Raw genomic sequence first — 23,802 nt, forward strand, 5'->3', positions numbered from 1 at the left:
CGCGCAACATCCAACCGCAGCTCGCGCGACGCAACACTCCACACGGCAGCGGCCTGGGAACGACCCGCTGGGTCGTCGAACGCTCGCTGGCGTGGCTGCATCAGTTCCGCCGACTGCGGGTGCACTTCGAGCGCCGGGCCGATATTCACGAGGCGTTTCTCTTCCTGGGACTCGCTCTCATTTGCTGGAATGCCTTGGAGTGGGCGTAGGGCTTTTTGATAGAGCCTCTAAAACTCCAGCATGTATACCCGCTTCGGGATCTTCTGCATCGTGCTCTCCAAGCGTTGATCGTCAGTCTACGTCAATCCTTGGGGGACGAAATTCGGGGGGAACCTCACGCGCAACATCCAACCGCAGCTCGCACGACGCAACACCCCACATGGCAGCGGCCTGGGAACGACCCGCTGGGTCGTCGAACGCTCGCTGGCGTGGCTGCATCAGTTCCGCCGACTGCGGGTGCGCTTCGAGCGCCGGGCCGATATTCACGAGGCGTTTCTCTTTCTGGGACTCGCACTCATTTGCTGGAATGCCTTGGAGTGGGCGTAGGGCTTTTTGATAGAGCCTCTAAGTATCTGCCCCAGATGCCCGATGAGGACCGGCGCCGCTATCTCTTCGCCGCCATCGACCGCGCTACCCGTTGGGTCTATGTCAAGACCCTCGACGACAAGTCAGCAGCCTCGGCCAGTGGCTTTCTCGAGCGCTTGATCGCCAAGGCCCCGTTCGCTCTCTCCAAAATCACTCTCCGACTTTCGTATTCATTCAAACATTATCCCATTCCAATAAAACCTTTAAATTCGCTTTACTGGACCCCCTAGCAATTAATGCGACAATCTCTCCTGCCTCCAAAGCAAACTCAAAATTAACCTCAACTGAAGCCTTGGTGGGCTTTGCAGAGTCAACTGCAACGCCAAGCTCTTTCATCACAATCCTCAATACATCTGTTATCTTACCAAAAGACAGCGCACCAATATCGCTAACTTCTTGACGTCCACTTTGAAGAACTTCAATGTAAACATTACCCTCCTCTAAGCTTAATAGCTGCCACCTGGTTCTTTCTCTATCTCCCATATTCAACACGCCCCCTGAAAAAATACAATAACCAACGACTCAAAACTCTATCGTTTACTACGTTTTGTACGAAAACCCTGTTTGTTACACTGACCTCGTTCTTGCAGGACAAGAGGCCAGATGATGCTCAACGGCATCTTCTAGGTGCTGTGCTTGGGTGCGGCGTGGCGCGACCTGCCTGAGCACTTCGGTCCCTGGTCGACGGTCTACCAGCGGTTTCGCGACTGGCGTGACTGACGACGGCACCTTCACCAAGGTCCTGGAGCGGTTGCACATCCGGCTACGCGAGGATGGGTTGATCGATCTGGAGACCTGGATGATCGACTCGACCTCGATCCGTGCCACGCGCGCCGCCGCTGGCGGCGGAAAAAAGGGGGGCCGCAGGAGCCGCTGAGCCATGCGCTCGGGCGCAGTCGCGGCGGCCTGACGACCAAGATCCACCTGCTCTGCGATGCCAAGGGCGTTCCCTTGAGCTTTCTGCTCTCCCCAGGCCAGCACAGCGACATTCGCCATGCCCAACCGCTCCTCGATCAGGTCCGCTTGCCCAGCGCTCATCGAGGTCGTCCGCGCACCCGTTGCCGCCAACTGCTCGCCGACAAGGGCTACGATGCCGACGACTTACGCCGCTATTGCGATCGGCGCGGTATCCGTCCGGTGATCCCGCAGCGCAAGGGCGTGCGCAAACCCAAGCCAGGCCGCCCTCGGACACTCAACAAGCCCAGCTATCGCAAACGCAACGTCATCAAGCGGCTGTTCGGCTGGCTCAAGTCCTGTCGACGAATCGCCCCCCGTTACGACAAGTTGGCGACTAGCTTCTCGGCAATGTTCACGCTTGCTTGCATCCGCAGATGCCTAATGCACTACTTTTCGTACAAAACGTAGAGCCGCCCGTCCCCTTGAGCGTTCTGCTCACCCCGAGACAACATAGCGATACCCGCTATACCTAACCGCCTATCGACCAAGTCGGTTTACCCAGCGCCTTCTTTCCTCCCAGCCCATGCAGAAACGCCGATAAAACCTCCCCCGCCCCCCCCTAATTCCACACTCATCCCACGCCAAAAATCAACACAAAATGTGAGCATACTAAAAATTACTAACCCTCCCCCCAATGACACAACCCCTGCAACACCGCACTCATCTCCAGCACTTGTTCCAGGCTCCCGACCTGCCCCAGCCGCATCAGTCGCTTGGCATAACGCAGTGCCTGCGGGGACTTGGCGGCGATTGTTGAGGCCATTTCGTGGACGCGGGCAATGAGTGCGTCGGGTTCGACGACGTCGAGGGCGAGGCCGAGGCGGTGGGCCTCGGCGGCGTCGATGACGCGGCCGGTGACGGTGAGGGCGAAGGCGGCCTGGTAGCCGATCTGGCGTTGCAGGAACCAGGCGCCGCCGTCGCCGGGGATGAGGCCGAGGTCGATGAAGGTCTCGCCGAAGCGGGCGCGGGTGGAGGCGATGCGCAGGTCGGCCATGCAGGCGAGGTCGCAGCCGGCGCCGATCGCCGGGCCGTCGACGGCGGCGATGACCGGCACCTCGCAGCGGTAGAGGGCGCGGGGGATGCGCTGGATGCCGTGGCGGTAGCGGCGTTCGAGTTCGGCGGCGTCGCCGGCGAAGTCGCCGCGGCGCGCGGCCATGTCCTTGATGTTGCCGCCGGCGCTAAAGGCCGCGCCCTCGGCGGCGATCACCAGCACCGAGACCGCCTCGCAGGCGTTGACCCAGTCGACGGTGGCGACGATGTCGTCGATCAGGGCGGTGCCGGTGAGGGCGTTGCGCACGTCGTCGCGCGCGAGGGTGAGGGTGGCGACCCGGTCGGCGAGACCGAGCCGGGCATCGGTGAGGTCGGGCGGATTCATCGCGGGCCTTCCATGACGGGGCGCCCCGACGGGCGCCGGGGCGCTTGCGGGGATTGCGGATCAGTCGCCGGCCGGTTGCATCACCAGCACCGGGGAGCGCGCGGCGAGCAGCACCTCGCGGGCGAAGCTGCCGAGACGCATGCGTTGCAGCCCGGTGCGACCGTGGGTGGTCATGGCGATCACCGCGCCCTTGATCAGCGCCGCGTACTCGACCACCGCACGGCTCACGTCGGTGCCGTGGAGCACGTCCCAGTTGGCGCTGACGCCGTAGCGCTCGGGCAGGTGGTCGGCGACGCGCCGCAGATAGACCCACTCGCCGGCGTCGGCGCCCTGGCCGAAGCTCGGCTTGAGCACCTGGATCAGCCGCAGCTCGGCGCCGATGGCGCGGGCGAAGGCGACCGCCTCGGGGAGCATGGCCTCGGACAGCGCCGAGCCGTCGAGACACACCAGCAGGCTGCGGATCGGCCCGCTCCAGGCGTCGTCGAGGTGCGGACCGGTGAGCAGGATCGGGCGGTGGGTCTGGCGCAGCAGCTCGCTGGCGACGCTGCCGAGCACCGCCTCGCCGACCACGCCGCGGGCGTGGGTCGACATCACCACCGGGTGATCCGGGCTGGTCGCGCCGATGCGCTCGATCAGCCCGTCGGTGGCGACCTCATGGACGCCGACCTCGACCTCGGCGTCGTTGAGCCCGCGCGCGACGAGCAGGCTCTCGAGCAGGGCGCGGCGCTCGGCGGTCTCGCTCTCGCGGGTGACCACCGAGAGCAGCCGCGCCCGGGCGCCGAGCTGGCCGGCCAGCGACAGCCCCGGACGCAGCGCGCCCTGGGAGACGGTGGAGGCATCCACCGGGATGGTGACGACAGCAGCGGACATGACGGACTCCTTGCCGCGTCGGCTCAGGCGAGCCAGCGCTTGCGGCGGCGATAGTGTTTGACGTTGAGATAGTCGACCCGCTCGGCACCGCCGAGATAGAACTCCTGCACGTCGGGGTTCTCGCGCAGCACCGCCGCCTCGCCGGTCATCACCACCTGCCCGTTCTCGAGCAGATAGGCGTGATCGACCACCTCCAGCGCGGCGGCGGCGTTCTGCTCGACGAGCAGCACGCCGACCCCCTGCTCGCGGTTGATCTCGCCGATGATGGCGAAGATCTCCTGCACCAGCAGCGGCGAGAGCCCGAGGCTCGGCTCGTCGAGCATGATCAGCTCGGGCTCGGTCATCAGCGCGCGCCCGATGGCGAGCATCTGCTGCTCGCCGCCGGAGAGATAGCCCGCCTTGGTGCGGGCGCGCTCGCCGAGCCGGGGGAAGTAGGTCAGCACCCGCTCGCGCAGCTCCTGGTAGCGCTTGCGACTGCCGCGCAGCGGGTAGGCGGCGAGCAGGTTGGCCTCGGGGGTGAGGTGCTCGAAGATGCGCCGCCCCTCGAGCACGTGCACCAGCCCGCTGGCGACCCGCGCCGGCGGCGCCAGCGCCAGCATGTCGGCGCCCTGGAAGCGGATCTCGCCGCGCGTGACCAGCCCGCGCTCGGGCGCGAGCAGACCGCTGACGGCCTTGAGCGTGGTGCTCTTGCCGGCGCCGTTGCCACCGAGCAGGGCGATCATCTGGCCCTTGCCGATCCGCAGCGACACCCCCTTGATCGCCAGAAACACCCGGTCGTAGACCACCTCGACGTTGCTCAGCTCGAGCAGCGGCGGCGTCACCGGCAGCGACGCGACGCGATTGGCTGCTGTCTCCATGAAGGCCCTCGCTCTCTCCTTGGTCGACCGGACGCGCCGGTCGGGTTCGGTCGGCGCCGACGACGCGCGTCGGCCCCACTCGCGCACGGTCGCGGACGGGGCGCCCGGCCCCGCCCGCGCCGACTCAGCGCCCGTCGCGGAAGCCCGCGGCGTCCTTCTCGATCTCGTCCCAGACGATGTCCTGATAGGCGCTGCGCCACTCGGTGACCGGCACCCAGGCGCCGCCGTCCCAGCGCGACACCCGGCCGAAACCGCCGCCCTGGTGGTCGGTGGCGCTGAAGCTCAGCGGCGGCATCAGCCCCTCGGCGTCGAAGTTGCTGATCTGCTCGAAGCCGCGGCGCAGCGTGTCGCCGGTGAGCGGCGCGCCGTACTCGGCGAGCGCCAGGCGCGCGGCCTCGACCGCCACCGCCATGGTCGCCACGCCGATGTTGTAGTAGCTCGAACCGACGTTCTCCTCGGGCCCACTGCCCTCGCCCTTGGCCACCACCTCGTCGAGGATCGCCTGGATCACCGGCAGCTCGCGTCCGGGGGCGACCGCCTCGTAGCGCTTGACCCCGGTCATGTGCTTGCCGAGGTGCTCGGCGTCGGCCTCGGCCAGCCACACCACCGAGAGGATGTGCTCGGGGCGGATGCCGTTGCGGATGGCCTCGCGCACCGAGACCTGCTGGCCGCTGCCGGCGCCCCAGATCAGCACCTGGTCGGGCCGGTAGCGACGCACGTCGGACCAGGTCGCCGACTGCTCGGTGCCGGGGCTGGGATAGGCGAAGGCGCGCAGCTCGAAGCCGTGACGCTCGGCCAGGGTCTCGAGCACCGGCACCGGCTCGCGGCCGAAGGGCGAGTCGATGTGCACCAGGGCGATGCGCTTGCCGGCGAGCCCGCCGAGTTCGGTGTCGATGTAGTCGGCGAGGATCGCCGCCTGCGACCAGTAGGTCGCCATCATCGGGAAGACGAAGGGGAAGGTCTCGCCGTGGCTGGCATCACCGCGACCGTGCAGCGGGGTGATCATCACCACCTCGTCCTCGAGCACGCGGTTGACCGCCGCGCGCGACACCGGGGTGCTGAGGAAGTCGACCAGCACCGCGCCCTCGCCGCGGGCGCGGTTGTAGGCCTCGATGCCGCGCTGGGGCTCGTTGGCGGTGTCGCGCACCAGCGCCTCGACGGGGTGACCGTCGAGCCCGCCGCGGGCGTTGACCAGACGCAGATAATCCTGCTGGCCCTGGTTGTACTCGTTGGTGAGGAAGGTGTAGACGGCGGTGAAGTCCTGCAGCAGCGCAAAGCGCACCGGCTCCTTGTCGGGCACGTTGGCGAGACTCGCGCCCAGGGCCAGGGCGCTACAGGCGCCGAGCAGGCCGCTCAACCATGTCTTCTTCATCGATGGGGTCCTCCTTGTCTTGTCGTTGTCGTGGGTGTCGATCAGCGCTGGGCGTGGCGGAAGGGCCAGACCAGGAAGTACTTGCGGATGTTGTCGTAGATCTTCGCCAGCCCCAGCGGCTCGAACAGGATCACCGCGATGATCAGCGCGCCGTAGACCATCAGCGGGATGTGGGCGATGAGGTTGAAGGAGACCGGGAACAGCTCCAGCCCCGCCACCCAGGCCAGCAGGTTGGTGAGCACGATCGGCAGCAGCAGGATGAAACCGGCGCCGAGATAGGCCCCGATCACGCTGCCCAGACCGCCGACCAGCACCATCGCCACCAGCTGGATGGAGACGTTGAAACCGAACTGCTCCGGGGTCACCGCCTGGTAGTAGCAGAAGGCGAGGATGGCGCCGCTGACACCGCCGAGAAAGGAGCTGGTGAAGAAGGCCAGCAGCTTGTAGCGCAGCGGGTCGACGCCGATCACGGCGGCGGCGAAGTCCTTGTCGCGCACCGCCACCAGCGCCCGCCCGACGCTGCTGCGCTTGATGTTGAGCAGCAGCAGGGTGCAGCTCAGCGTCCAGCCGAGCGCGGTGTAGTAGAGCGCGGTGTCGCCGTCGAGGGGGATGAACAGCAGTCGTACCTCGGGGGTGGCGAGGGTGGCCTGCGCCCCGCCCGAGATCGCCGGGACGTTGATGATCACCCAGGAGACCAGGTACTGCATCGCCAGGGTCGCCATCACCAGATAGAGCCCCTTGACGCGCAGCGCGGCGGCGCCGAAGACGCAACCGATCAGCGCCGCGGCCAGCCCCGCGCCGACCAGCGCCAGCTCGAAGGGCACGCCGGCGCGGGCGAGATGGATGCTGGTGTAGGCACCGATGGCCATCACCGCGGCGAAGCCGAAGTGGAGCTGCCCGGCGATCCCCATCAGCAGGGTCAGCGACAGCGCCGCCGCGGTCCAGATCAGCCAGGGCGCGAGATAGCTGTTGAGATACAGCTCGGGCAGCAACAGCGGCGCGAGCAGCGCCAGGGCGAGCAGCCCGCCGAGCAGGCGGCGGTCGGCGGCCAGCGGCCACAGCTTGCGGGTGGCGGCGTAGCGGGTGTGATGGATGCCGGATTGACGATAGAACATGGTCTCAGACCCTCTCGATCTCTTCCCGCCCGAAGATTCCGTGGGGGCGGAACAGGATGGTGAGCAGGATGATCAGCGAGGTCACCACATCACGGGTGCCGCCGCCGACCAGGGGATCGACATAGCCGGGGACGACGCTGCCGAGGATGCCGACGACCAGCCCCGCGACCAGCACCCCGTGGATGCTGTCGAGCCCGCCGAGGATGACTACCGCCACCGCCGGGAAGAGCAGCGTGGTCAGGCTCCAGTCGACGCCCTGCACCGAGCCCCACATCACCCCGGCGGCCACCGCCGCAACCCCGGCGAGCCCCCAGGAGACGGCCACCGCGCGCTCCACCGAGATCCCCACCGACCAGCTCGAGACGTGATCGTCGGAGACGGCCAGCAGCTTGGTGCCGAGGCGGGTGCGGAAGAAGAACAGCGCCAGCCCGATCATCAGCGCGCCGATCGCCCCGCCGATCAGGTACTCGCGGTTGATGAACACGTCGCCGACGATGATCGGCATCATGTCGATGCCGAGATCCAGGCTCTTCGGCGCGGCGCCGAGCAGCCCCGGACCGAGACCGCGCAGCAGGCTCTCGAGCCCGAGGGTGAGCATCACCACCATGATGATCGGCTGCCCGACCATGCGCCGCAGCAGCACCCGCTCGGTGAGCATGCCGAACAGGAACATGCCGAGCACGGCCACCAGCAGCGCCACCACCACCGGCGCGCCGAGCCAGCCGGCGACCATCCACACCAGATAGGCGGCGATCATCACCATCGCCCCCTGGGCGAGGTTGGGCACCCCGGAGGATTTGTAGATCAGCACGATGCCGAGTGCGACCAGGCCGTACATCAGCCCGGTCAGGGCGCCGTTGATGGTCAGTTCGATGAGGAATGCGATATCCATGCTCAGGCCTCCTCGGCGATGCGGTCGGCGTTCACCCGGGCGATGGCCAGGTGACGCTTGAGGGTGCCGGAGGCGCCGGTCTCGTAACCGATCCGGGCCTCATACTCGATCGAGTCGCGTCCGGCGTAGAGCGACTCGATGATCGGCGCATAGTGGGCGTCGATGACGTCGCGGCGCAGCTTGCGGGTGCGGGTGACCTCGCCGTCGTCGGGGTCGAACGCCTTGTGCAGGTTGACGAAGCTGCGGATCGCCAGCGCCGGCGGCAGCAGCGCGTTGACCCGCGCCACCTCGGCGCGCACCAGCGCATAGACCTCGGGCTTCTGCGACAGATCGGCGAAGGAGGTATAGGGCACGCCGTTGATCTGCGCCCAGTGCCCCACCGCCTCGCTGTCGATCACCACCAGCGCGGCGAGGAAGTCGCGCTCGCGCCCGAGCACGCAGGCCTCGCGGATGTAGTCGCTGAACTTCAGCCGGTTCTCGATATAGGTCGGGATGAAGCGCTCGCCGGTGTTGGTGTAGACCACCTCGGAGAGCCGTCCGAGCACCACCAGCTGACCGTCGGCCTCGAGCTGGCCGGCGTCGCCGGTGTGCATCCAGCCCGCGCGCAGGGTCTCGGCGGTGGCCTCGGGGTTGTCGAAATAGCCGTCGAAGACGTTGTCGGCGCGCATCAGGATCTCGCCCTCGTCGCTGATGCGCAGCTCCACCCCGGGGAAGGGCCGCCCGGCGGTGTGCAGGCTCACCGAGCCCGGGTCCTGGGCCACGCACAGCGCGCAGTTCTCGGTCTGGCCGTAGAACTGACGCAGGTCGAGCCCGAGCGCGCGGAAGAACAGGAACACGTCCTCGCCCATGGCGTCGCCGGCGGTATAGGGACGCGCCACCCGCCGCAGCCCGAGCTGGTCCTTGAGCGGGCCGAACATCAGCACCTCCCCCACCCCGCGCCACAGCCGCCGCCACGGCGCCGGACGTCGGCCCTCCAGGCGATCGCGTTCGAGCCGCTCGGCGAAGGGCATGAAGTGGGCATAGAGCGCGCGCTTGAGCGGGCTCGACTCCTTGATGCCGACCTGGATGCGGGTGAGCATGCTCGACCAGGCGCGCGGCGAGCCGAAGTAGAGCGTCGGGGCGATCTCGCGCAGGTCGTGGAGCGCGGTCTCCTGCTGCTCGGGGATGTGGACACAGAAGCGCAGCAGGATCGCCGCGCCGACCGAGAAGATGAAGTCCCCCACCCAGGCCATCGGCAGATAGGCCATGTGCACCTCGCCCTCGCGGAAGTAACCGGCGCGCGAGGCGTTGCGCACCGCCGCGATGATGTGGCCGTGCTTGAGCGGGATGCCCTTGGGCCGCCCGGTGGTGCCGGAGGAGTGCAGCAGCACCGCCGGGGCGTGGACGCTGGTGCGCTCCTGCAGCGCCGCGCGCAGTCCCGGCTCGGCGCTGAAGCGCGCGCGGCCCTGCGCGCTCAGCGCGGCGATCGCCCGGGCGCCCGGCGGCGGGGCCTGCTCCAGCCCGCGCGGGTCGTCGTAGAGGATGTGATCGAGCGCCCCGTAGCCGGCCGCGCGGATCGTCAAGAGCTTGTCGACCTGCTCCTGGTCCTCGACCAGGGCGCAACGGATCGACTCGGCCTCGAGCTGGCCGCGCAGCTCCTCGGGCGGGGTGTCGGGATAGGCCGGCGAGGGCAGCGCGCGCAGCGCGATGGCCGCGAGCATGCCGAAGTAGAGCGCCGGGCGGTTGTCGCCGATCACCAGCACCCGGTCGCCGGGCTCGACCCCCAGGGCCTCGAGCCCGGCGGCCAGCGCCAGCACCTCGTCGAGGTACTGGCGCCAGGTGTAGCCCTGCCAGATGCCGCGCCGACGCTCGCGCAGCGCCACCTCGTGACCGTGGTGCTCGGCGTTGTACACCAGCCAGTGGATGAGATGGTCGTGGGACTGCCAGTGCGGGTGCAGCGCGATGTCCCCGATCGCGTGCGGCTGGCGCTGTTCAGGCTGCATCCTTCACCCTCCCGATATAGGCCGCGACCACGGTGGGATCGTTGATCGCCTCGCGGGTCGGTCCCTCGGCGATCTTCTCGCCGTTGTTGAGCACCACCGCGCGGTTGCAGATGGCGGTGACCACGTCCATGTGGTGCTCGATGAGCAGCATGGTGGTGCCCATGGCGTCGCGCGCATCGAGGATGAAGCGCACCATGTACTCCTTCTCCTCCTGGTTCATCCCCGCCATCGGCTCGTCGAGCACCAGGAAACCGGGCTCGGCGCAGAGCGCGCGCGCCAGCTCGACGCGCTTCTGCATCCCCAGCGGGATGACGTCGACCGGCTCGTCGCGCACGCTCTCGAGCTGGAGCAGGTCGATCACCTCCTCGACCCGCCCCCGGTGGGCGACCTCCTCGCGCTCGGCCCACCACCAGTAGAAGGCCGCGCCGAGGATGCTCGGGCGCATGAACAGATGACGCCCGAGGAGGATGTTGTCGAGCACGCTCAGCCCGCGAAACAGCGCCACGTTCTGGAAGGTGCGCGCCACCCCCTTGCGGGCGATGCGGTGGGGCTTGAGCCCGCTGATGCGCTCGCCGCGATAGCGGATCTCGCCCTGCTGCGGCGGATAGAAGCCGGTGATGGCGTTGACCAGGGTGGTCTTGCCCGAGCCGTTGGGACCGACCAGGCCGAAGATCTCGCCCCGGTGGATGTGCAGATCGATCCCCTTGAGCGCCTGCAGGCCGCCGAACCAGCGGCTGACCGCGGCGCATTCGAGTATCACCTCGTCGGGATCATGGTCCTGTCGCGTCGTCGTCACGCCTGTGTCCTCCCTGCTCTCCTCGTTTGTCTCGGCGCCCCTGTCATGGGTGCAGGGGAGCGCGCCCGCTCGCACGGCGGGCGTCGTCGTCATGGCTCGCGGATCGGACCGGGCGCGGCCCGGTCGGGGGGAGAGACCGGCCCGCCGCCCTCCGTGGCGTGGCCGGTGCACTGGGCCGGGACGCGCCCCCGGCCCCCGCGGCGCCCTCCCGGCGCCGCCCGTCGCTCACGCGATCAGCCGGTCTCCTCGGCGCGCCCGAGCGCGGCGATGCTCTGCTCGCGCAGCATGGTCTTGAGCGCCCGCCCGGTGCTGCGCGGCAGCCGCGGATAGAGACGCACATAGCGCGGCACCTTGAAGTAGGCGATCTGGTCCTTGCAGTACTCGCGCAGCGCCTCGGGTTCGAGGCTCGCGCCCGGCTGCAGCTCGACGCAGGCGCACACCACCTCGCCGAGACGCGCGTCGGGCACCCCGACGACCACCGCCGCGCGCACCGCCGGGTGGGTCTCGAGGAAGCGCTCGACCTCCTCGGGGTGGATGTTCTCGCCGCCGCGGATGATGGTGTCCTTGACCCCGCCGACGATGCGGCAATAGCCCTCGGCGTCGAGCACAGCGAGATCGCCGGTGTGCAGCCAACCGGCCTCGTCGATCACCCGCGCGGTCAGCTCGGGGTCGTCCCAGTAGCCGCGCATCAGGCTGTAGCCGCGCACGCACAGCTCGCCGGGCTCGCCGACCGGGCGGATGCGCCCGGCGTCGTCGATCACCTTGGCCTCGAGGTGCGGGCCGATGCGCCCGACCGTCTGCAGCCGCCGCTCGACCGGGTCGTCCGGGGCGCTCATGAAGGAGACCGGCGAGGACTCGGTCATGCCGTAGGCAATGGTCACCTCGGCCATCCCCAGGCGGCGTCTCACCTGATCCATGGTCTCGGGCGGACAGGGCGCGCCGGCCATGATGCCGGTGCGCAGTCGGCCGGGGTCGAAGGTCTCGGCGCGGGGGTGCTCGAGCATCGCCTTGAACATCGCCGGCACCCCGTAGAGCGCGGTGCAGGACTCGGCGGCGACCGCCTCCAGGGTGGCGAGCGGGTCGAACCCCGGCCCCGGATAGACCATGGCGCTACCGTGCAGCAGACAGGCCATGTTGCCCATCACCATGCCGAAGCAGTGATAGAGCGGCACCGGGATGCACACCCGGTCGGCGGCGCCGAGCCCGAGCTGGCGCCCCACCATCAGGCCGTTGTTGACGATGTTGTGATGGGTCAGGGTGGCGCCGGCCGGCGGGCCGCCGGTGGCGTTGCTGAACTGGATGTTGACCGGGTCGTCGGGGTCGACCGCGGCGGCGAGCGCACGCACCCGCTCCAGGGTCTCGGGGGCGGGCTCGACGAGCAGCGTGGAGAAGGCGACGGTACCCGGCCAGGCCTCGTCGTCGAGACGGATCACCCGTTCGAGTGCGGGCAGCGCCCGGGCCGCGAGCGGCGCCTCGCCGCTCGTCGCCAGTTCCGGCAGCAGCTCGGCGAGCAGCGGCGGATAGTCGGTCTCGCGGATACGCTGCTCGACCACCAGCGCGCGCGCCCCGACCAGCGCCAGGGCGCGCTCCAGCTCGGCCGGGCGCAGCGCCGGGTTGAGGCTCACCAGGATCATCCCCAGCCGCGCGGCGGCCAGCTGCACCAGGGTCCACTCGATGCGGTTGCCGGTACACACCGCGATGCGGTCCCCGGGGACGAAGCCGAGTTCGAGCAGCCCGGCGCCGAGCCGATCGACCCGGGCATCGAGCCCACGCCAGTCGAGCCGCGCATCCCGCCCCCGATCGACCAGCGCCAGTCCATCGGGCCGGGTCTCGGCGAGTCGTCTCAGACAGTCGCCGACCGTCATCCCCTGGAGCGTCTGCGTTGCGGTCCCGTGCACATAGCTGCGCCGAAGCTGGTCCATCTGGCTCCTCCTGAGAAGGTTGTCTGACGGCGTGGCGGGCGTCTCGGCCTCGATGCGGATCCTGCCGCTGGGATAGAATCTATTTGCCGTTTACGTCCACGTCAACTATTTTCTCGCACAACCGTCGGGGTTGAGCCGGGCCCTCCGGTCCTTTGTTCGAGGTCCCCGGAGATTGCGTAAAATAGATCGCTTACCGGCCAGCGCGCCCGCCCCAGTCAGCGCCCGGAGCGGGCTCAAGACGTCGACGTCAATCAAGCCCCACATCCACCGCAGGAGTCATCGGCGCATGAGCACACCCACCAATCCGCACCCGGAACAGGAACCCGGCGGCACCACCTTCACTATCGGCGAGCTGGCGCGCGAGTTCGACATCACCACCCGCACCATCCGCTTCTACGAGGATCAGGGCCTGCTCTCGCCGACCCGCTCGGGCACGCGCCGGCTCTATCGCCGCCGCGACCGCGCCCGGCTCAAGCTGATCCTGCGCGGCAAGCGTCTCGGCTTCACCCTCGCCGAGATGCGCGAGGCCTTCGACCTCTACGACGAGGCCCACGGCGAGGCGCAACAGCTGCGCTACTACCTCTCGGTGCTCGAAGAGAAGCGCCAGCACCTGCTCCAGCAACGCGAGGACCTGGAGGAGACCATGCGCGAACTCGAACAGTCCTACGCCCACTGCCAACAACTGCTCGAACAGCAGGAACGCGAACGCGGCGACGCGCAGCGGATGGCGTCGTAGGGGTAGCGGCCAGGGCTCAGCGGCCAGCGGCCAGGGCTCAGCGGCCAGCTGTCAGCCGCCAGCCGCCAGCCGCCAGTCAGCGGGATCCGGACACATCGCAGGACATCGGGCGTCGATCGAACCGCGAGCACGTAGCAGCGGCGCTGGTGGCCGAGGCATGGCTTCCAGCGACCAGCGACCAGCCTCCAGTCAGCGGGATCCGGACACCTCGCAGACCGTCGGGCGTCGCTCGAACCGCGAGCACGTAGCGGCGGCGCTAGTGGCCGAGGCATGGCTTCCAGCGACCAGCGACCAGCTTCCAGTCAGCGGGATCCGGACACCTCGCAAACCGTCAGGCGTCGCTCGAACCGCGAGCACGTAGCAGCGGCGCTGGTGGCCGAGGCATGGCTTCCAGCGACCAGCCTCCAGTCAGCGGGATCCGGACACCTCGCAGGACATCGGGCGTCGCTCGAACCGCGAGCACGTAGCGGCGGCGCTGGTGGCCGAGGCATGGCTTCCAGCCTTCAGCCACCAGCCGTCAGAACAGCGAGACCCAGCTGCCTCGCAGACCATCAAACATCTCTCGAACCGCGAGCACGTAGCAGCGGCGCTGGTGGCTAGCGGCTGGTGGCTGGCGACTGGCGGCTCCGGTGAAATCATGGCGGCCTGATCCCACCGAACCCCGCCCCTCCCCGCAAACCACGCCCAGTCGCGACTGCCGACTGCCCACTGCCCACTGCCCACTGCCCACTGGCAGCTGGCGACTGGCAGCTGGCGACTGGTAGCTGGTAGCTGGTAGCTGGTAGCTGGTAGCTGGTAGCTGGCGACTGGTAGCTGGCCGCTTCCCCTATTGACGTTTACGTCAACGTTATTTAGCATCCAGTTCAACCGCAGGGATGCGCCCGGACCGCGTCTGGACGCGAGCGAGGACGCGCGCCCCGCGCCGCCACGCCGCAGGCCGGTCGAGGACCGCGCCCCGGCGCCCCGATCCGTCAACGGAGGACACGCGCATGATGCAGTTCCCGACCCTGGACTTCGACCTCGGCGAGGAGGTCGAGATGTTGCGCAGCGCGGTGGCCGAGTTCGCCGCCGCCGAGATCGCCCCGCGCGCCGCCGCCATCGATCACGACAACGCCTTCCCCGCCGACCTCTGGCGCAAGTTCGGCGACCTCGGGCTGCTCGGTCTCACCGTCGACGAGGACGACGGCGGCACCGGCATGGGCTATCTCGCCCATATCGTCACCATGGAGGAGCTCTCGCGCGCCTCGGCCGCGGTCGCCCTCTCCTACGGCGCCCACTCCAACCTCTGCGTCAACCAGATCCGGCGCAACGGCACCCCCGAGCAGAAGGCCCGCTATCTGCCCAAGCTGATCAGCGGCGAGCACGTCGGCGCCCTGGCGATGTCCGAGCCCGGCGCCGGCTCCGACGTGGTCGGCATGCGGCTGCGCGCGCGCCGCGAGGGCGATCGCTACATCCTCAACGGCAACAAGATGTGGATCACCAACGGCCCCGACGCCGACACCCTGGTGGTCTACGCCAAGACCGACCCCGAGGCCGGCTCGCGCGGCATCACCACCTTCATCGTCGAGCGCGACATGCCCGGTTTCTCCACCGCGCAGAAGCTCGACAAGCTCGGCATGCGCGGCTCCAACACCTGCGAGCTGGTGTTCGAGGACTGCGAGGTGCCGGTCGAGAACGTGCTCGGCAGCGAGGGCGGCGGGGTGCGGGTGCTGATGTCCGGGCTCGACTACGAGCGCGCGGTGCTCGCCGGCGGGCCGCTGGGGATCATGGCCGCCTGTCTCGACGTGGTGCTGCCCTATGTCCACGAGCGCGAGCAGTTCGGCCAGCCGATCGGCGAGTTCCAGCTGATCCAGGCCAAGCTCGCCGACATGTACACCAACCTCAACGCCTGTCGCGCCTACGTCTATGCCGTGGGCCGCGCCTGCGACCTTGGCCGCACCACGCGCAAGGACGCCGCCGGCGCCATCCTCTACAGCGCCGAGCGCGCCACCGCGATGGCGCTCGACGCAATCCAGTGTCTCGGCGGCAACGGCTACATCAACGAGTACCCCACCGGGCGGTTGCTGCGCGACGCCAAGCTCTACGAGATCGGCGCCGGCACCTCGGAGATCCGGCGCATGCTGATCGGCCGCGAGCTGTTCAGGGAGACGGCCTGAGGCCGAGGGAGGACGGCGGGGGACGAGGAGGACAGCCCGACCACGCCGTCGGACACGCGCGAAGCATCAGGGTCAGGGACAACCGATGAATGTCATCAAGAGCAAGATCGATCCGCGTTCGGAGACCTTCCGCGCCAACCGCGAGGCGATGGACGCGCTGGTCGCCGACCTGCGCGCGCGCGTCGCCGCGGTCGCCGCCGGCGGCAGCGAGCGGGCGCGGGCGCGCCATCTCGAACGCGGCAAGCTGCTGCCGCGCGAGCGCATCGAGGTGCTGGTCGACCCGGGCTCACCCTTCCTCGAACTCTCGCAGCTCGCCGCGCTCGGGCTCTACGACGACGCCGTGCCCTCGGCCGGGATCATCACCGGGATCGGTCGGGTGTGCGGGCGCGAGTGCATGATCGTGGCCAACGACGCCACGGTGAAGGGCGGCACCTATTACCCGCTGACCCTGAAGAAACACCTGCGCGCCCAGGAGATCGCCCAACACAACCGCCTGCCCTGCATCTATCTGGTCGACTCCGGCGGCGCCAACCTGCCCAACCAGGACGAGGTCTTCCCCGATCGCGACCACTTCGGGCGGATCTTCTACAACCAGGCGGTGATGTCCGCGCAGGGCATCGCCCAGATCGCGGTGGTGATGGGCTCGTGCACCGCCGGCGGCGCCTATGTGCCGGCGATGGCCGAGGAGAGCATCATCGTCAAGGAACAGGGCACCATCTTCCTCGCCGGTCCGCCGCTGGTGAAGGCGGCCACCGGCGAGACGGTCAGCGCCGAGGCGCTCGGCGGCGCCGAGGTGCACTCGCGCACCTCCGGGGTGACCGATCACTTCGCCCTCCACGACGCCCACGCCCTGGGGCTGGCGCGCCGCGCCGTGTCCCGGCTCAACCACACCAAGCCGATGCCGCTGGAGATCCGCCCCAGCCGCCCGCCGCGTCACGACCCGGCCGAGCTCGGCGGCATCGTCCCGCCCGACAACCGCACCGCCTACGACGTCCGCGAGGTGATCGCGCGCATCGTCGACGACTCCGAGTTCGACGAGTTCAAGGCGCTCTACGGCACCACCCTGGTGTGCGGCTTCGCCCACCTCAACGGCTATCCGGTCGGCATCGTCGCCAACAACGGGGTGCTGTTCTCGGAGTCGGCGCTCAAGGGCACCCACTTCATCGAACTCTGCAGCCAGCGCGGCATCCCGCTGATCTTCCTGCAGAACATCACCGGCTTCATGGTCGGGCGCAAGTACGAGTCAGGCGGCATCGCCAAGGCCGGGGCGAAGATGGTCACCGCCGTGGCCTGCGCCCGGGTGCCCAAGTTCACCGTGATCATCGGCGGCAGCTTCGGCGCCGGCAACTACGGCATGTGCGGACGCGCCTACTCGCCGCGACTGCTGTGGATGTGGCCCAACGCGCGCATCTCGGTGATGGGCGGCGAGCAGGCGGCCAACGTCATGGCGCAGGTGCGCCGCGACACCCTGGAGACGCGCGGCGAGTCCTGGTCGGCGCACGACGAGGCGGCGTTCAAGCAGCCGATCCTCGAGCAGTACGAGCGCCAGGGCCACCCCTACTACGCCACCGCGCGGCTGTGGGACGACGGCGTGATCGACCCCGCCGACACCCGCACGGTGCTCGCGCTCGGGCTCTCGGCGAGCCTCAACGCGCCGATCGAGGAGACCCGCTTCGGCCTGTTCCGCATGTGAGCATTCACCCACAGGAGCCACCCCGATGCCACAGACCCGACTCAGCCTGCGCATCGAGGCCGGCGTGGCCCAGCTGCGCCTCGCCCGCCCCGAGCGTCACAACGCCTTCGACGACGCCCTGATCGCCGAGCTGACCGAGACCCTGCAGGGCCTCGATCGCGACCAGCGGGTGCGCTGCGTGGTGCTCGGCGGCGAGGGCGCGAGCTTCTCGGCCGGTGCCGACATCGACTGGATGCGGCGCATGGCCGACTACGACGAGCCCGCCAACCAGGCCGACGCCCGCGCCCTCGGCGCGCTGCTCTCGACCCTCCACCGACTCGCCAAGCCGACCCTCGCCCGGGTGCAGGGCGCCGCGATCGGCGGCGGGCTGGGGCTGGTGGCCGCCTGCGACCTGGCCTTCGCCACCGCCGACGCCGCCTTCGCCCTCACCGAGGTGCGCCTCGGGCTGATCCCGGCGGTGATCGCGCCCTATGTGATCGCCGCCATCGGGCCACGTCAGGCCAGCCGCTACATGCTCACCGCCGAGCGCTTCGACGCCGCCGAGGCCGAGCGCATCGGCCTGCTCCACGGCATCAGCCCGGACCTCGCCGCGCTCGATGCGCGCATCGCCGAGATCACCGCCGCGCTCGCCGCCAACGGCCCCGAGGCGATGGCCGCGGCCAAGACGCTGATCCGGCGCGTGCACGGCCAGCCGATCGGTCCCGAGCTGGTCGAGGAGACGGCGCGCCGCATCGCCCGCATCCGTGTCGGCGCCGAGGCGCAGGAGGGCCTCGGCGCTTTCCTCGACAAGCGCGCGCCGCGCTGGCGCACGACGCCCGCCGGCTGAGGCCCCGTCCAACCACGCAGGGAATCGCACATGTTCGACAAGATCCTGATCGCCAATCGCGGCGAGATCGCCTGCCGCATCGCCCGCACCTGCCGCGCGCTCGGGGTGCGCACCGTCGCCGTCTACTCCACCGCCGACGCCGACGCCCGCCACGTCGCACTGTGCGACGAGGCCTGGCCGATCGGCGCGGCACCGGCGCGCGAGAGCTATCTCGACGGCGCGCGCATCATCGAGGCGGCACGCCGCGCCGGCGCCGAGGCGATCCACCCCGGCTACGGCTTCCTCGCCGAGAACGCCGCCTTCGCCCGCGCCTGCGCCGAGGCCGGGCTGGTGTTCATCGGCCCGCCGCCGGCGGCGATCGAGGCGATGGGCTCGAAGCAGGCGGCCAAGGCGATCATGATCGAGGCCGGGGTGCCGGTGGTGCCCGGCTACCACGGCGACGACCAGTCGTCCGAGCGCCTGGCGGCGGCGGCCGCGGAGATCGGCTATCCGGTGCTGATCAAGGCCTCGGCCGGTGGCGGCGGCAAGGGCATGCGCCGGGTCGACGACCCGGCCGACCTCGCCGAGGCGCTGGGCGCCGCCCGGCGCGAGGCGCGCTCGGCCTTCGGCGACGATCGGGTGCTGATCGAGAAGTACCTGCTCACGCCGCGTCACGTCGAGGTCCAGGTGTTCGCCGACAGCCACGGCGAGGTGGTGCACCTGTTCGAGCGCGACTGCTCGATCCAGCGCCGTCACCAGAAGGTGATCGAGGAGGCCCCGGCCCCCGGACTCGACGCGCGCGCGCGCCAGCACCTCGGCGAGACGGCGATCGCCGCGGCGCGCGCCATCGACTATGTCGGGGCCGGCACCGTGGAGTTCATCATGGACGCCGAGGGCCGCTGCTACTTCATGGAGATGAACACCCGGTTGCAGGTCGAGCACCCGGTCACCGAGGCGATCACCGGCACCGACCTGGTCGCCTGGCAACTGGCCGTCGCCGCCGGCGAGCCGCTGCCGCGGCGCCAGTCGGAGCTGGCGATCGCGGGTCACGCCTTCGAGGTGCGGGTCTATGCCGAGGACCCGGCGCGCGACTTCATGCCCGCCACCGGCACCCTGCGCCACCTGCTCACGCCGCCGCCCGACGCGCATGTGCGCATCGACAGCGGGGTGCGCGCCGGCGACACCATCTCGGTGCACTACGACCCCATGATCGCCAAGCTGATCGTCCACGACCGCGACCGCGAGCGCGCGCTGGCGCGGCTGCGCCAGGCGCTCGAGGGCTTCGTGGTGGTCGGGGTCAGCACCAACCTCGGGCTGCTCGGACGGCTCGCCGCGCACCCGGCCTTCGCCGCCGCGCAGCTCGACACCGGCTTCATCGAGCAACACCGCGACACCCTGCTCGCCGCGCCGACGGCCCCCGACTGTCGCATGCTCGCCGCCGCCACCCTGCACCAGCTGCTCGGCGTCGAGCGCGAGGCGCGCGCGCGCGCGGCCGACTCCAGCGACCCCCACTCGCCCTGGCACGCGACCTCCGGCTGGCGGCTCAACACCGACTGTCACCGCACCCTGCACTTCATCGACCCGCTGCGCGCCGAGACCCTGACCGTGGTCGCCCACTATCGCGACGACGGCTTCCGGCTCGAGACCCCGCGCGAGACCCTCGCGGTCGACGGCCAGCTCGGCGCCGAGGGTCACATCCGGCTGCGCGTCGACGGGGTCCAGAGCGAGGCGCGGGTGCTGCAGGACGGCGCCGAGCTGACCGTGGCGATGGCCGGTGAGACCCGCACCCTGGTGATCCACAACCCGCTCGCCGCCGGCATGGACGACGCCCACGAGGAGAATCGTCTGGTCGCGCCGATGCCGGGCATCGTCGTCGCCGTCCACGTCCGCCCCGGCGAGCGCGTCGACGAGGGCGACGCGCTGCTGGTGCTCGAGGCGATGAAGATGGAGACGGTGATCCGCGCCGGTGCCGCCGGCGTGGTCGAGACGGTGCACTATGGCGAGGGCGATCAGGTCGCCGAGGGCAGCGAGCTGGTGGTGATCGGCGAGCCGGTGACCGACTGAGCCGAGTCCGGCGACAGCGGCGTGCGTCACCGCGCGCGCCATCAACCCGAGGGAGTCAGTATCGATGGAACAACACGCAACCTATTACCTGGAGGACCTGCCCCCGGGCACCCGCTTTCGCAACGATGCGGCGGTGATCCTGGAGGAGGCCGAGATCATCCGCTTCGGTCGCGAGTTCGACCCCCAGCCCTATCACACCGACCCGGCGGCGGCGCGTCACACCTTCTTCGACGGGCTGGTGGCCAGCGGCTGGCACACCATCGCGGTGATGACCGGGTTGGCGATCCGCTCGCCGATGCGCCTGGCCGAGGGCCAGATCGGTCTCGGCGCCGAGGGCATCCGCTTCATCAAGGCGGTGCGACCGGGCGACGCCATCCGTCTGGAGATCGAGGTGCTGGAGAACACCCCGTCGCGCTCGCGTCCCGGCTGGGGGGTGATCCGGGTGCGCTGGCGCGCCTTCAACCAGCACGACGAGGCGGTGCTCGAGGTCTGCCCGAGCATCCTGGTGCGCGCCCGCGGCACGGAGGCGGCGGCATGAGCCGGGTGCGCGTGGTCGAGGTCGGCCCGCGCGACGGGCTGCAGAACGAGCCCACGGCGGTCGCGACCGCGGTCAAGCTGGAGCTGATCGCGCGGCTCGCCGCCGCCGGGCTGCGCTGGATCGAGCCGACCGCCTTCGTCTCGCCGCGCTGGGTGCCGCAGATGGCCGATCATGCCGAGCTGCTGGCCGCGCTCGAACAGACGCCGGGCATGCACTACCCGGTGCTGGTGCCCAACCTCCAGGGACTGGAGCGCGCGCTCGAGGTCGGGGCGCGCGAGATCGCGGTGTTCACCGCCGCCTCCGAGTCCTTCACCCGGCGCAACATCAACTGCGGCATCGACGAGAGCCTGGCGCGCTTCGCCCCGGTGATCGAACGCGCCGGCACCCTCGACATCCCGGTGCGCGGCTATGTCTCCTGCGCCCTCGGCTGTCCCTACGAGGGCGCGATCGCGCCGGCGGCGGTGGCGCGGGTGGCCGAGCGGCTGGCCGCGCTCGGCTGTGCCGAGATCTCGCTCGGCGACACCATCGGCACCGGCACCCCGGGACAGGCGCGGGCGATGGTCGAGACGGTGGCCGAGCGGGTGCCGATGGCACGGCTCGCGGCGCACTTCCACGACACCTACGGTCAGGCGCTGGCCAACCTCCACGCGGTGATCGAGGCCGGGATACGCACCGTCGACGCCTCGGTCGCCGGGCTCGGCGGCTGTCCCTACGCGCGCGGCGCCTCGGGCAACGTCGCCACCGAGGAGGTGGTCTACATGCTCCACGGGCTCGGCTTCGACACCGGGGTCGATCTCCCCGCGCTGGTCGAGACCGCGCGCTGGATCGGCGAGCGGCTCGGGCGCCCGCCCTCGCGCCTGGCGCGCGCCCTCGCCCCCGCCGACTGAGGCCGCGCGCGGCTCAGCGCCGCACGAACCCGGCCTGGAGGATACGGATGCGGTCGGCGGCGAGGTTCTCCATCAGGTTGCTCGCCATGATGCCGAAGCCCTCGCCGAAGATCAGCGCCGGTCCCAGCACGGCGCCGCCGTCACGCCGCTCGCGCGCGCTGTGCTTCTGGCGCCAACGCAGTCCGTCGGCGGTGATGTCGTCGACGAACGCGGCGCGGAAGCCGTGGCCGGTGAAGCGCTCGATCAGCGCCTCGCGCTCGAGCAGATGGCTGTGGCGCGGGCTGTCGGCCCAGGGCACCGGGAAGCGCAGCGCGTCCTCGGCGTCGCCGGCGACCACCTCGTGGACCAGGATGCGGCCACCGGGGCACAGCACCCGCTGCGCCTCGAGCAGCACCCGCATCATGTCGGGGACGTTGAGCAGCACGTGCTGTGCCCAGATCAGATCGAAGGCGCCCTCGGTAAACGGCAGGCGCTGGGCGTCGCCGCAGACGAAGTCGCCCGACGCGGCCATGCCGGTGGCGCGGGTGAGCCAGTCGGCGACCCCGACGAAGCCGGCGGTGAGGTCGATCCCGGTCACCTGCAGACCGTACTCGGCCATCAGCAACCGGGCACTGCCGCCGGTGCCGCAACCGAGATCGAGCACCCGCGCGCCGGGCTCGACCCCGGCGCGCTCGAGCAGCCGGCGGCTGGCCTCGCGCCCGCCGACGTGGAGCTGGTCGATGGCGGCGATGTCGTCGCAGTCGAGCCGGTCGGGGTCGAGCGCCTCCTCGCACAGCGCCGCGCGCAACCGCTGTTGCAGATCCTCCGGCGCATAGCGCGCCGCGAGCGAACGGGCATAGGTCGATTGGGACATGAATCCTGCTCCTCCATGAACACCCCGGCCAGGGCCGGGGCGGATGCCTCCCCCGGCCCCGCGCGGGCGGGGTCGGGGCCACACTCAGAACTCGGTCCGTAGATTGAGACTCAGCGCGTCGACGCTGTCCACCCCCGGGATCAGGTCCGAGGTCGCGGCATAGCCGTAGGTGCCCCAGATCCGGGTCGAGCGGGTGACCTGGTAGCTCAGCTGGACGTCGCCGAAGACCACGTCCTCGGCCTGGTCGAGATCACGGGTCAGACCGTCGTAGCGCACCCAGCCCCCGGCCAACTGCAGCCGCCACTTGTCGGTCGGGCTGTAGCTGCCGCGCAGCGCCAGCAGATAGCGGTCGAAGTCCTGGTCGATGCCGCCGAGTTCGCGATCGCCCTTGCCCACGCCGGTCAGATCGAGCGCCGGGATGCGGGTGGCCGAGGCGTTGTGACGCGGGCTGTTGTGGATGAGGCTGGAGAAGCTGTCGAAGCCGGGCTCGATCAGCGAACCGCCGAGGTTGAAGAAGCCCTGGGCCTCGAACAGCAGCTCGGGCGTGGCCTGATAGCCGCCGCGCAGGAAGCCGGCGAAGGTGTTGTTGGTGAAGATCGCATCGCCGCCGCCGAGATAGTGCGCACCGGTGGTGATCTCGACCGGGCCGAGCCTGCCCTGTGCCCAGGGCGAGACCAGGGTGCCGCTGCGCGGGGTGTAGAAATAGCCGGGCTGGTAGCTGCCGTCGAAGGCGCGCTCGTCGTCGCCGATGTAGTGGCCGAGCAGCGCCCCCCAGGACCAGCCGGCGGTCTTGCCGACGAACCCGGAGAAGACCAGATAGCCGTCGTCGAGCCGGTCGTCGTAGGTGGTGTTCTGGCGCTGGTCGCCGCCGATGACGAAGGTGATGTCCTCGCCCACCGGACCGAGCAGCATGATGCGGTCACGGCGATCGTCGGAGACGGTCATGTCGAAGTTCCAGTTGGCGATCTGGCGGCCGACGCGCAGCGTCCAGTCGTCGAAGGGCAACTCGACATAGCCGTAGTCGAAGGTGACGGTGCGGTGGGTGCGCCCGATGGTGAAGGGCTCCTCGTCCTCGACCGCCCTGGCGGACTCGTCGCCGCGCCAGGTGTCGTTGGTGAGGTTGACCCCGGCATGGAGGCTCACCCGGTCGTCGAGGGTGAGGCTGCCGCGCAGCCGCAGCCGCTGCTCGAAGCCGCTCTGGGTATCGCCGACGCCGGGGTCGCGGTTGAAGGTGCGGACGTCGAAGTCACCGCTGAAGTCGTATTCGACGGCACGCTCGATGGCCTGTGCGGCGGGCGCGGCCAATAGGCCGAGCAGCGCGGCGAGTCTGGCGGGTCTGATGCCCAT

The 23,802-nt window shown here is 69.7% G+C and carries 20 protein-coding genes and 3 pseudogenes; 11 read left to right on the forward strand and 12 right to left on the reverse strand.

All coding sequences use genetic code 11. The features are described 5' to 3' along the window. The 3 genes and pseudogenes from EDC29_RS12430 to EDC29_RS17520 all read left to right on the forward strand — a co-directional run. The coding region (locus EDC29_RS12430; RefSeq protein WP_165913513.1) for a transposase at window positions 1-209 on the forward strand (209 nt) is incomplete at its 5' end. Window positions 210-339: 130 nt separating this feature from the next. Beyond that, a pseudogene (locus tag EDC29_RS12435) lies at window positions 340-546 on the forward strand (transposase); the annotation flags it as partial. Between the two features lie 20 nt (window positions 547-566). Beyond that, a pseudogene (locus EDC29_RS17520) lies at window positions 567-737 on the forward strand (IS481 family transposase); the annotation flags it as partial. 22 nt (window positions 738-759) lie between these two features. On the opposite strand, the gene EDC29_RS17305 reads toward EDC29_RS17520, so the two are convergent. Beyond that, window positions 760-1,068, reverse strand: coding sequence for a CU044_2847 family protein (locus EDC29_RS17305; protein WP_242466007.1), 309 nt, complete (start codon window positions 1,066-1,068; stop codon window positions 760-762). 120 nt (window positions 1,069-1,188) lie between these two features. Between EDC29_RS17305 and EDC29_RS12445 the strand changes: the two are divergent. Beyond that, window positions 1,189-1,950: pseudogene (locus EDC29_RS12445) on the forward strand (IS5 family transposase); the annotation flags it as partial. A 211-nt stretch (window positions 1,951-2,161) separates the two neighbouring features. On the opposite strand, the gene EDC29_RS12450 reads toward EDC29_RS12445, so the two are convergent. From EDC29_RS12450 to EDC29_RS12490, 9 genes are all read right to left on the reverse strand, one after another. Continuing rightward, on the reverse strand, window positions 2,162-2,917 hold the full coding sequence (locus EDC29_RS12450; RefSeq protein WP_132230139.1) for an enoyl-CoA hydratase-related protein: 756 nt from the start codon (window positions 2,915-2,917) through the stop codon (window positions 2,162-2,164). A 60-nt stretch (window positions 2,918-2,977) separates the two neighbouring features. Beyond that, a complete protein-coding gene (locus EDC29_RS12455; protein WP_005224226.1) occupies window positions 2,978-3,787 on the reverse strand; it encodes a universal stress protein in 810 nt (269 codons plus the stop codon). A gap of 23 nt (window positions 3,788-3,810) precedes the next feature. After that, on the reverse strand, window positions 3,811-4,644 hold the full coding sequence (locus tag EDC29_RS12460) for an ABC transporter ATP-binding protein (protein WP_132230141.1): 834 nt from the start codon (window positions 4,642-4,644) through the stop codon (window positions 3,811-3,813). 124 nt (window positions 4,645-4,768) lie between these two features. Then, window positions 4,769-6,016, reverse strand: coding sequence for an ABC transporter substrate-binding protein (locus EDC29_RS12465; RefSeq protein WP_123140520.1), 1,248 nt, complete (start codon window positions 6,014-6,016; stop codon window positions 4,769-4,771). Window positions 6,017-6,057: 41 nt separating this feature from the next. Beyond that, entirely contained in the window at window positions 6,058-7,131 is a 1,074-nt protein-coding gene (locus EDC29_RS12470; RefSeq protein WP_132230143.1) for a branched-chain amino acid ABC transporter permease, read from the reverse strand. Window positions 7,132-7,135: 4 nt separating this feature from the next. Continuing rightward, entirely contained in the window at window positions 7,136-8,023 is an 888-nt protein-coding gene (locus EDC29_RS12475) for a branched-chain amino acid ABC transporter permease (protein ID WP_005224230.1), read from the reverse strand. A 2-nt stretch (window positions 8,024-8,025) separates the two neighbouring features. Continuing rightward, window positions 8,026-10,005: an AMP-dependent synthetase/ligase gene (locus tag EDC29_RS12480; protein ID WP_132230145.1), complete on the reverse strand. Its 1,980-nt coding sequence runs from the start codon at window positions 10,003-10,005 to the stop codon at window positions 8,026-8,028. Next, on the reverse strand, window positions 9,995-10,801 hold the full coding sequence (locus EDC29_RS12485) for an ABC transporter ATP-binding protein (protein WP_165913515.1): 807 nt from the start codon (window positions 10,799-10,801) through the stop codon (window positions 9,995-9,997). Before EDC29_RS12485 ends, EDC29_RS12480 begins: the two co-directional genes overlap by 11 nt. Before the next feature lie 233 nt (window positions 10,802-11,034). Next, complete coding sequence (locus tag EDC29_RS12490) at window positions 11,035-12,723, reverse strand: AMP-binding protein (RefSeq protein WP_132230147.1); 1,689 nt, start codon at window positions 12,721-12,723, stop codon at window positions 11,035-11,037. Window positions 12,724-13,009: 286 nt separating this feature from the next. On the opposite strand from EDC29_RS12490, the gene EDC29_RS12495 reads away from it, so the two are divergent. The 7 genes from EDC29_RS12495 (at window position 13,010) to EDC29_RS12530 (ending at window position 21,602) form a co-directional block, all read left to right on the forward strand. Continuing rightward, a complete protein-coding gene (locus EDC29_RS12495; RefSeq protein WP_123140516.1) occupies window positions 13,010-13,459 on the forward strand; it encodes a MerR family transcriptional regulator in 450 nt (149 codons plus the stop codon). Between the two features lie 992 nt (window positions 13,460-14,451). After that, window positions 14,452-15,615, forward strand: coding sequence for an isovaleryl-CoA dehydrogenase (locus EDC29_RS12505; protein WP_200189317.1), 1,164 nt, complete (start codon window positions 14,452-14,454; stop codon window positions 15,613-15,615). Window positions 15,616-15,700: 85 nt separating this feature from the next. Next, window positions 15,701-17,308 (forward strand): carboxyl transferase domain-containing protein, encoded by a 1,608-nt coding sequence (locus EDC29_RS12510; protein WP_132230151.1) that lies wholly within the window; start codon window positions 15,701-15,703, stop codon window positions 17,306-17,308. 25 nt (window positions 17,309-17,333) lie between these two features. Further along, complete coding sequence (locus tag EDC29_RS12515) at window positions 17,334-18,134, forward strand: enoyl-CoA hydratase-related protein (protein ID WP_123140513.1); 801 nt, start codon at window positions 17,334-17,336, stop codon at window positions 18,132-18,134. A 30-nt stretch (window positions 18,135-18,164) separates the two neighbouring features. Then, window positions 18,165-20,177, forward strand: a complete 2,013-nt coding sequence (locus EDC29_RS12520; RefSeq protein WP_132230153.1) for an acetyl-CoA carboxylase biotin carboxylase subunit — start codon at window positions 18,165-18,167, stop codon at window positions 20,175-20,177. Between the two features lie 64 nt (window positions 20,178-20,241). After that, complete coding sequence (locus tag EDC29_RS12525; protein WP_123140511.1) at window positions 20,242-20,715, forward strand: MaoC family dehydratase; 474 nt, start codon at window positions 20,242-20,244, stop codon at window positions 20,713-20,715. Beyond that, window positions 20,712-21,602, forward strand: coding sequence for a hydroxymethylglutaryl-CoA lyase (locus EDC29_RS12530; RefSeq protein ID WP_132230155.1), 891 nt, complete (start codon window positions 20,712-20,714; stop codon window positions 21,600-21,602). Before EDC29_RS12525 ends, EDC29_RS12530 begins: the two co-directional genes overlap by 4 nt. A 13-nt stretch (window positions 21,603-21,615) precedes the next feature. Here EDC29_RS12530 and EDC29_RS12535 read toward each other — a convergent pair whose 3' ends face one another. Next, window positions 21,616-22,455, reverse strand: a complete 840-nt coding sequence (locus EDC29_RS12535; protein WP_132230157.1) for a class I SAM-dependent methyltransferase — start codon at window positions 22,453-22,455, stop codon at window positions 21,616-21,618. A gap of 84 nt (window positions 22,456-22,539) precedes the next feature. After that, window positions 22,540-23,802, reverse strand: coding sequence for a hypothetical protein (locus tag EDC29_RS12540; RefSeq protein ID WP_132230159.1), 1,263 nt, complete (start codon window positions 23,800-23,802; stop codon window positions 22,540-22,542).

The sequence above is a fragment of the Marichromatium gracile genome (assembly GCF_004343155.1).
In the GTDB taxonomy this organism is placed as follows: Bacteria; Pseudomonadota; Gammaproteobacteria; order Chromatiales; family Chromatiaceae; genus Marichromatium; species Marichromatium gracile.

Bases quoted from the DNA above. Each gene is read 5' to 3' on its own strand.
- EDC29_RS12520 (WP_132230153.1), top strand. From the start codon at position 18,165: ATGTTCGACAAGATCCTGATCGCCAATCGCGGCGAGATCGCCTGCCGC.
- EDC29_RS12540 (WP_132230159.1), bottom strand. From the start codon at position 23,802: ATGGGCATCAGACCCGCCAGACTCGCCGCGCTGCTCGGCCTATTGGCC.
- EDC29_RS12495 (WP_123140516.1), top strand. From the start codon at position 13,010: ATGAGCACACCCACCAATCCGCACCCGGAACAGGAACCCGGCGGCACC.
- EDC29_RS17305 (WP_242466007.1), bottom strand. From the start codon at position 1,068: ATGGGAGATAGAGAAAGAACCAGGTGGCAGCTATTAAGCTTAGAGGAG.
- EDC29_RS12535 (WP_132230157.1), bottom strand. From the start codon at position 22,455: ATGTCCCAATCGACCTATGCCCGTTCGCTCGCGGCGCGCTATGCGCCG.
- EDC29_RS12460 (WP_132230141.1), bottom strand. From the start codon at position 4,644: ATGGAGACAGCAGCCAATCGCGTCGCGTCGCTGCCGGTGACGCCGCCG.
- EDC29_RS12530 (WP_132230155.1), top strand. From the start codon at position 20,712: ATGAGCCGGGTGCGCGTGGTCGAGGTCGGCCCGCGCGACGGGCTGCAG.
- EDC29_RS12455 (WP_005224226.1), bottom strand. From the start codon at position 3,787: ATGTCCGCTGCTGTCGTCACCATCCCGGTGGATGCCTCCACCGTCTCC.
- EDC29_RS12510 (WP_132230151.1), top strand. From the start codon at position 15,701: ATGAATGTCATCAAGAGCAAGATCGATCCGCGTTCGGAGACCTTCCGC.
- EDC29_RS12515 (WP_123140513.1), top strand. From the start codon at position 17,334: ATGCCACAGACCCGACTCAGCCTGCGCATCGAGGCCGGCGTGGCCCAG.
- EDC29_RS12475 (WP_005224230.1), bottom strand. From the start codon at position 8,023: ATGGATATCGCATTCCTCATCGAACTGACCATCAACGGCGCCCTGACC.
- EDC29_RS12525 (WP_123140511.1), top strand. From the start codon at position 20,242: ATGGAACAACACGCAACCTATTACCTGGAGGACCTGCCCCCGGGCACC.
- EDC29_RS12470 (WP_132230143.1), bottom strand. From the start codon at position 7,131: ATGTTCTATCGTCAATCCGGCATCCATCACACCCGCTACGCCGCCACC.
- EDC29_RS12505 (WP_200189317.1), top strand. From the start codon at position 14,452: ATGCAGTTCCCGACCCTGGACTTCGACCTCGGCGAGGAGGTCGAGATG.
- EDC29_RS12490 (WP_132230147.1), bottom strand. From the start codon at position 12,723: ATGGACCAGCTTCGGCGCAGCTATGTGCACGGGACCGCAACGCAGACG.
- EDC29_RS12465 (WP_123140520.1), bottom strand. From the start codon at position 6,016: ATGAAGAAGACATGGTTGAGCGGCCTGCTCGGCGCCTGTAGCGCCCTG.
- EDC29_RS12450 (WP_132230139.1), bottom strand. From the start codon at position 2,917: ATGAATCCGCCCGACCTCACCGATGCCCGGCTCGGTCTCGCCGACCGG.
- EDC29_RS12480 (WP_132230145.1), bottom strand. From the start codon at position 10,005: ATGCAGCCTGAACAGCGCCAGCCGCACGCGATCGGGGACATCGCGCTG.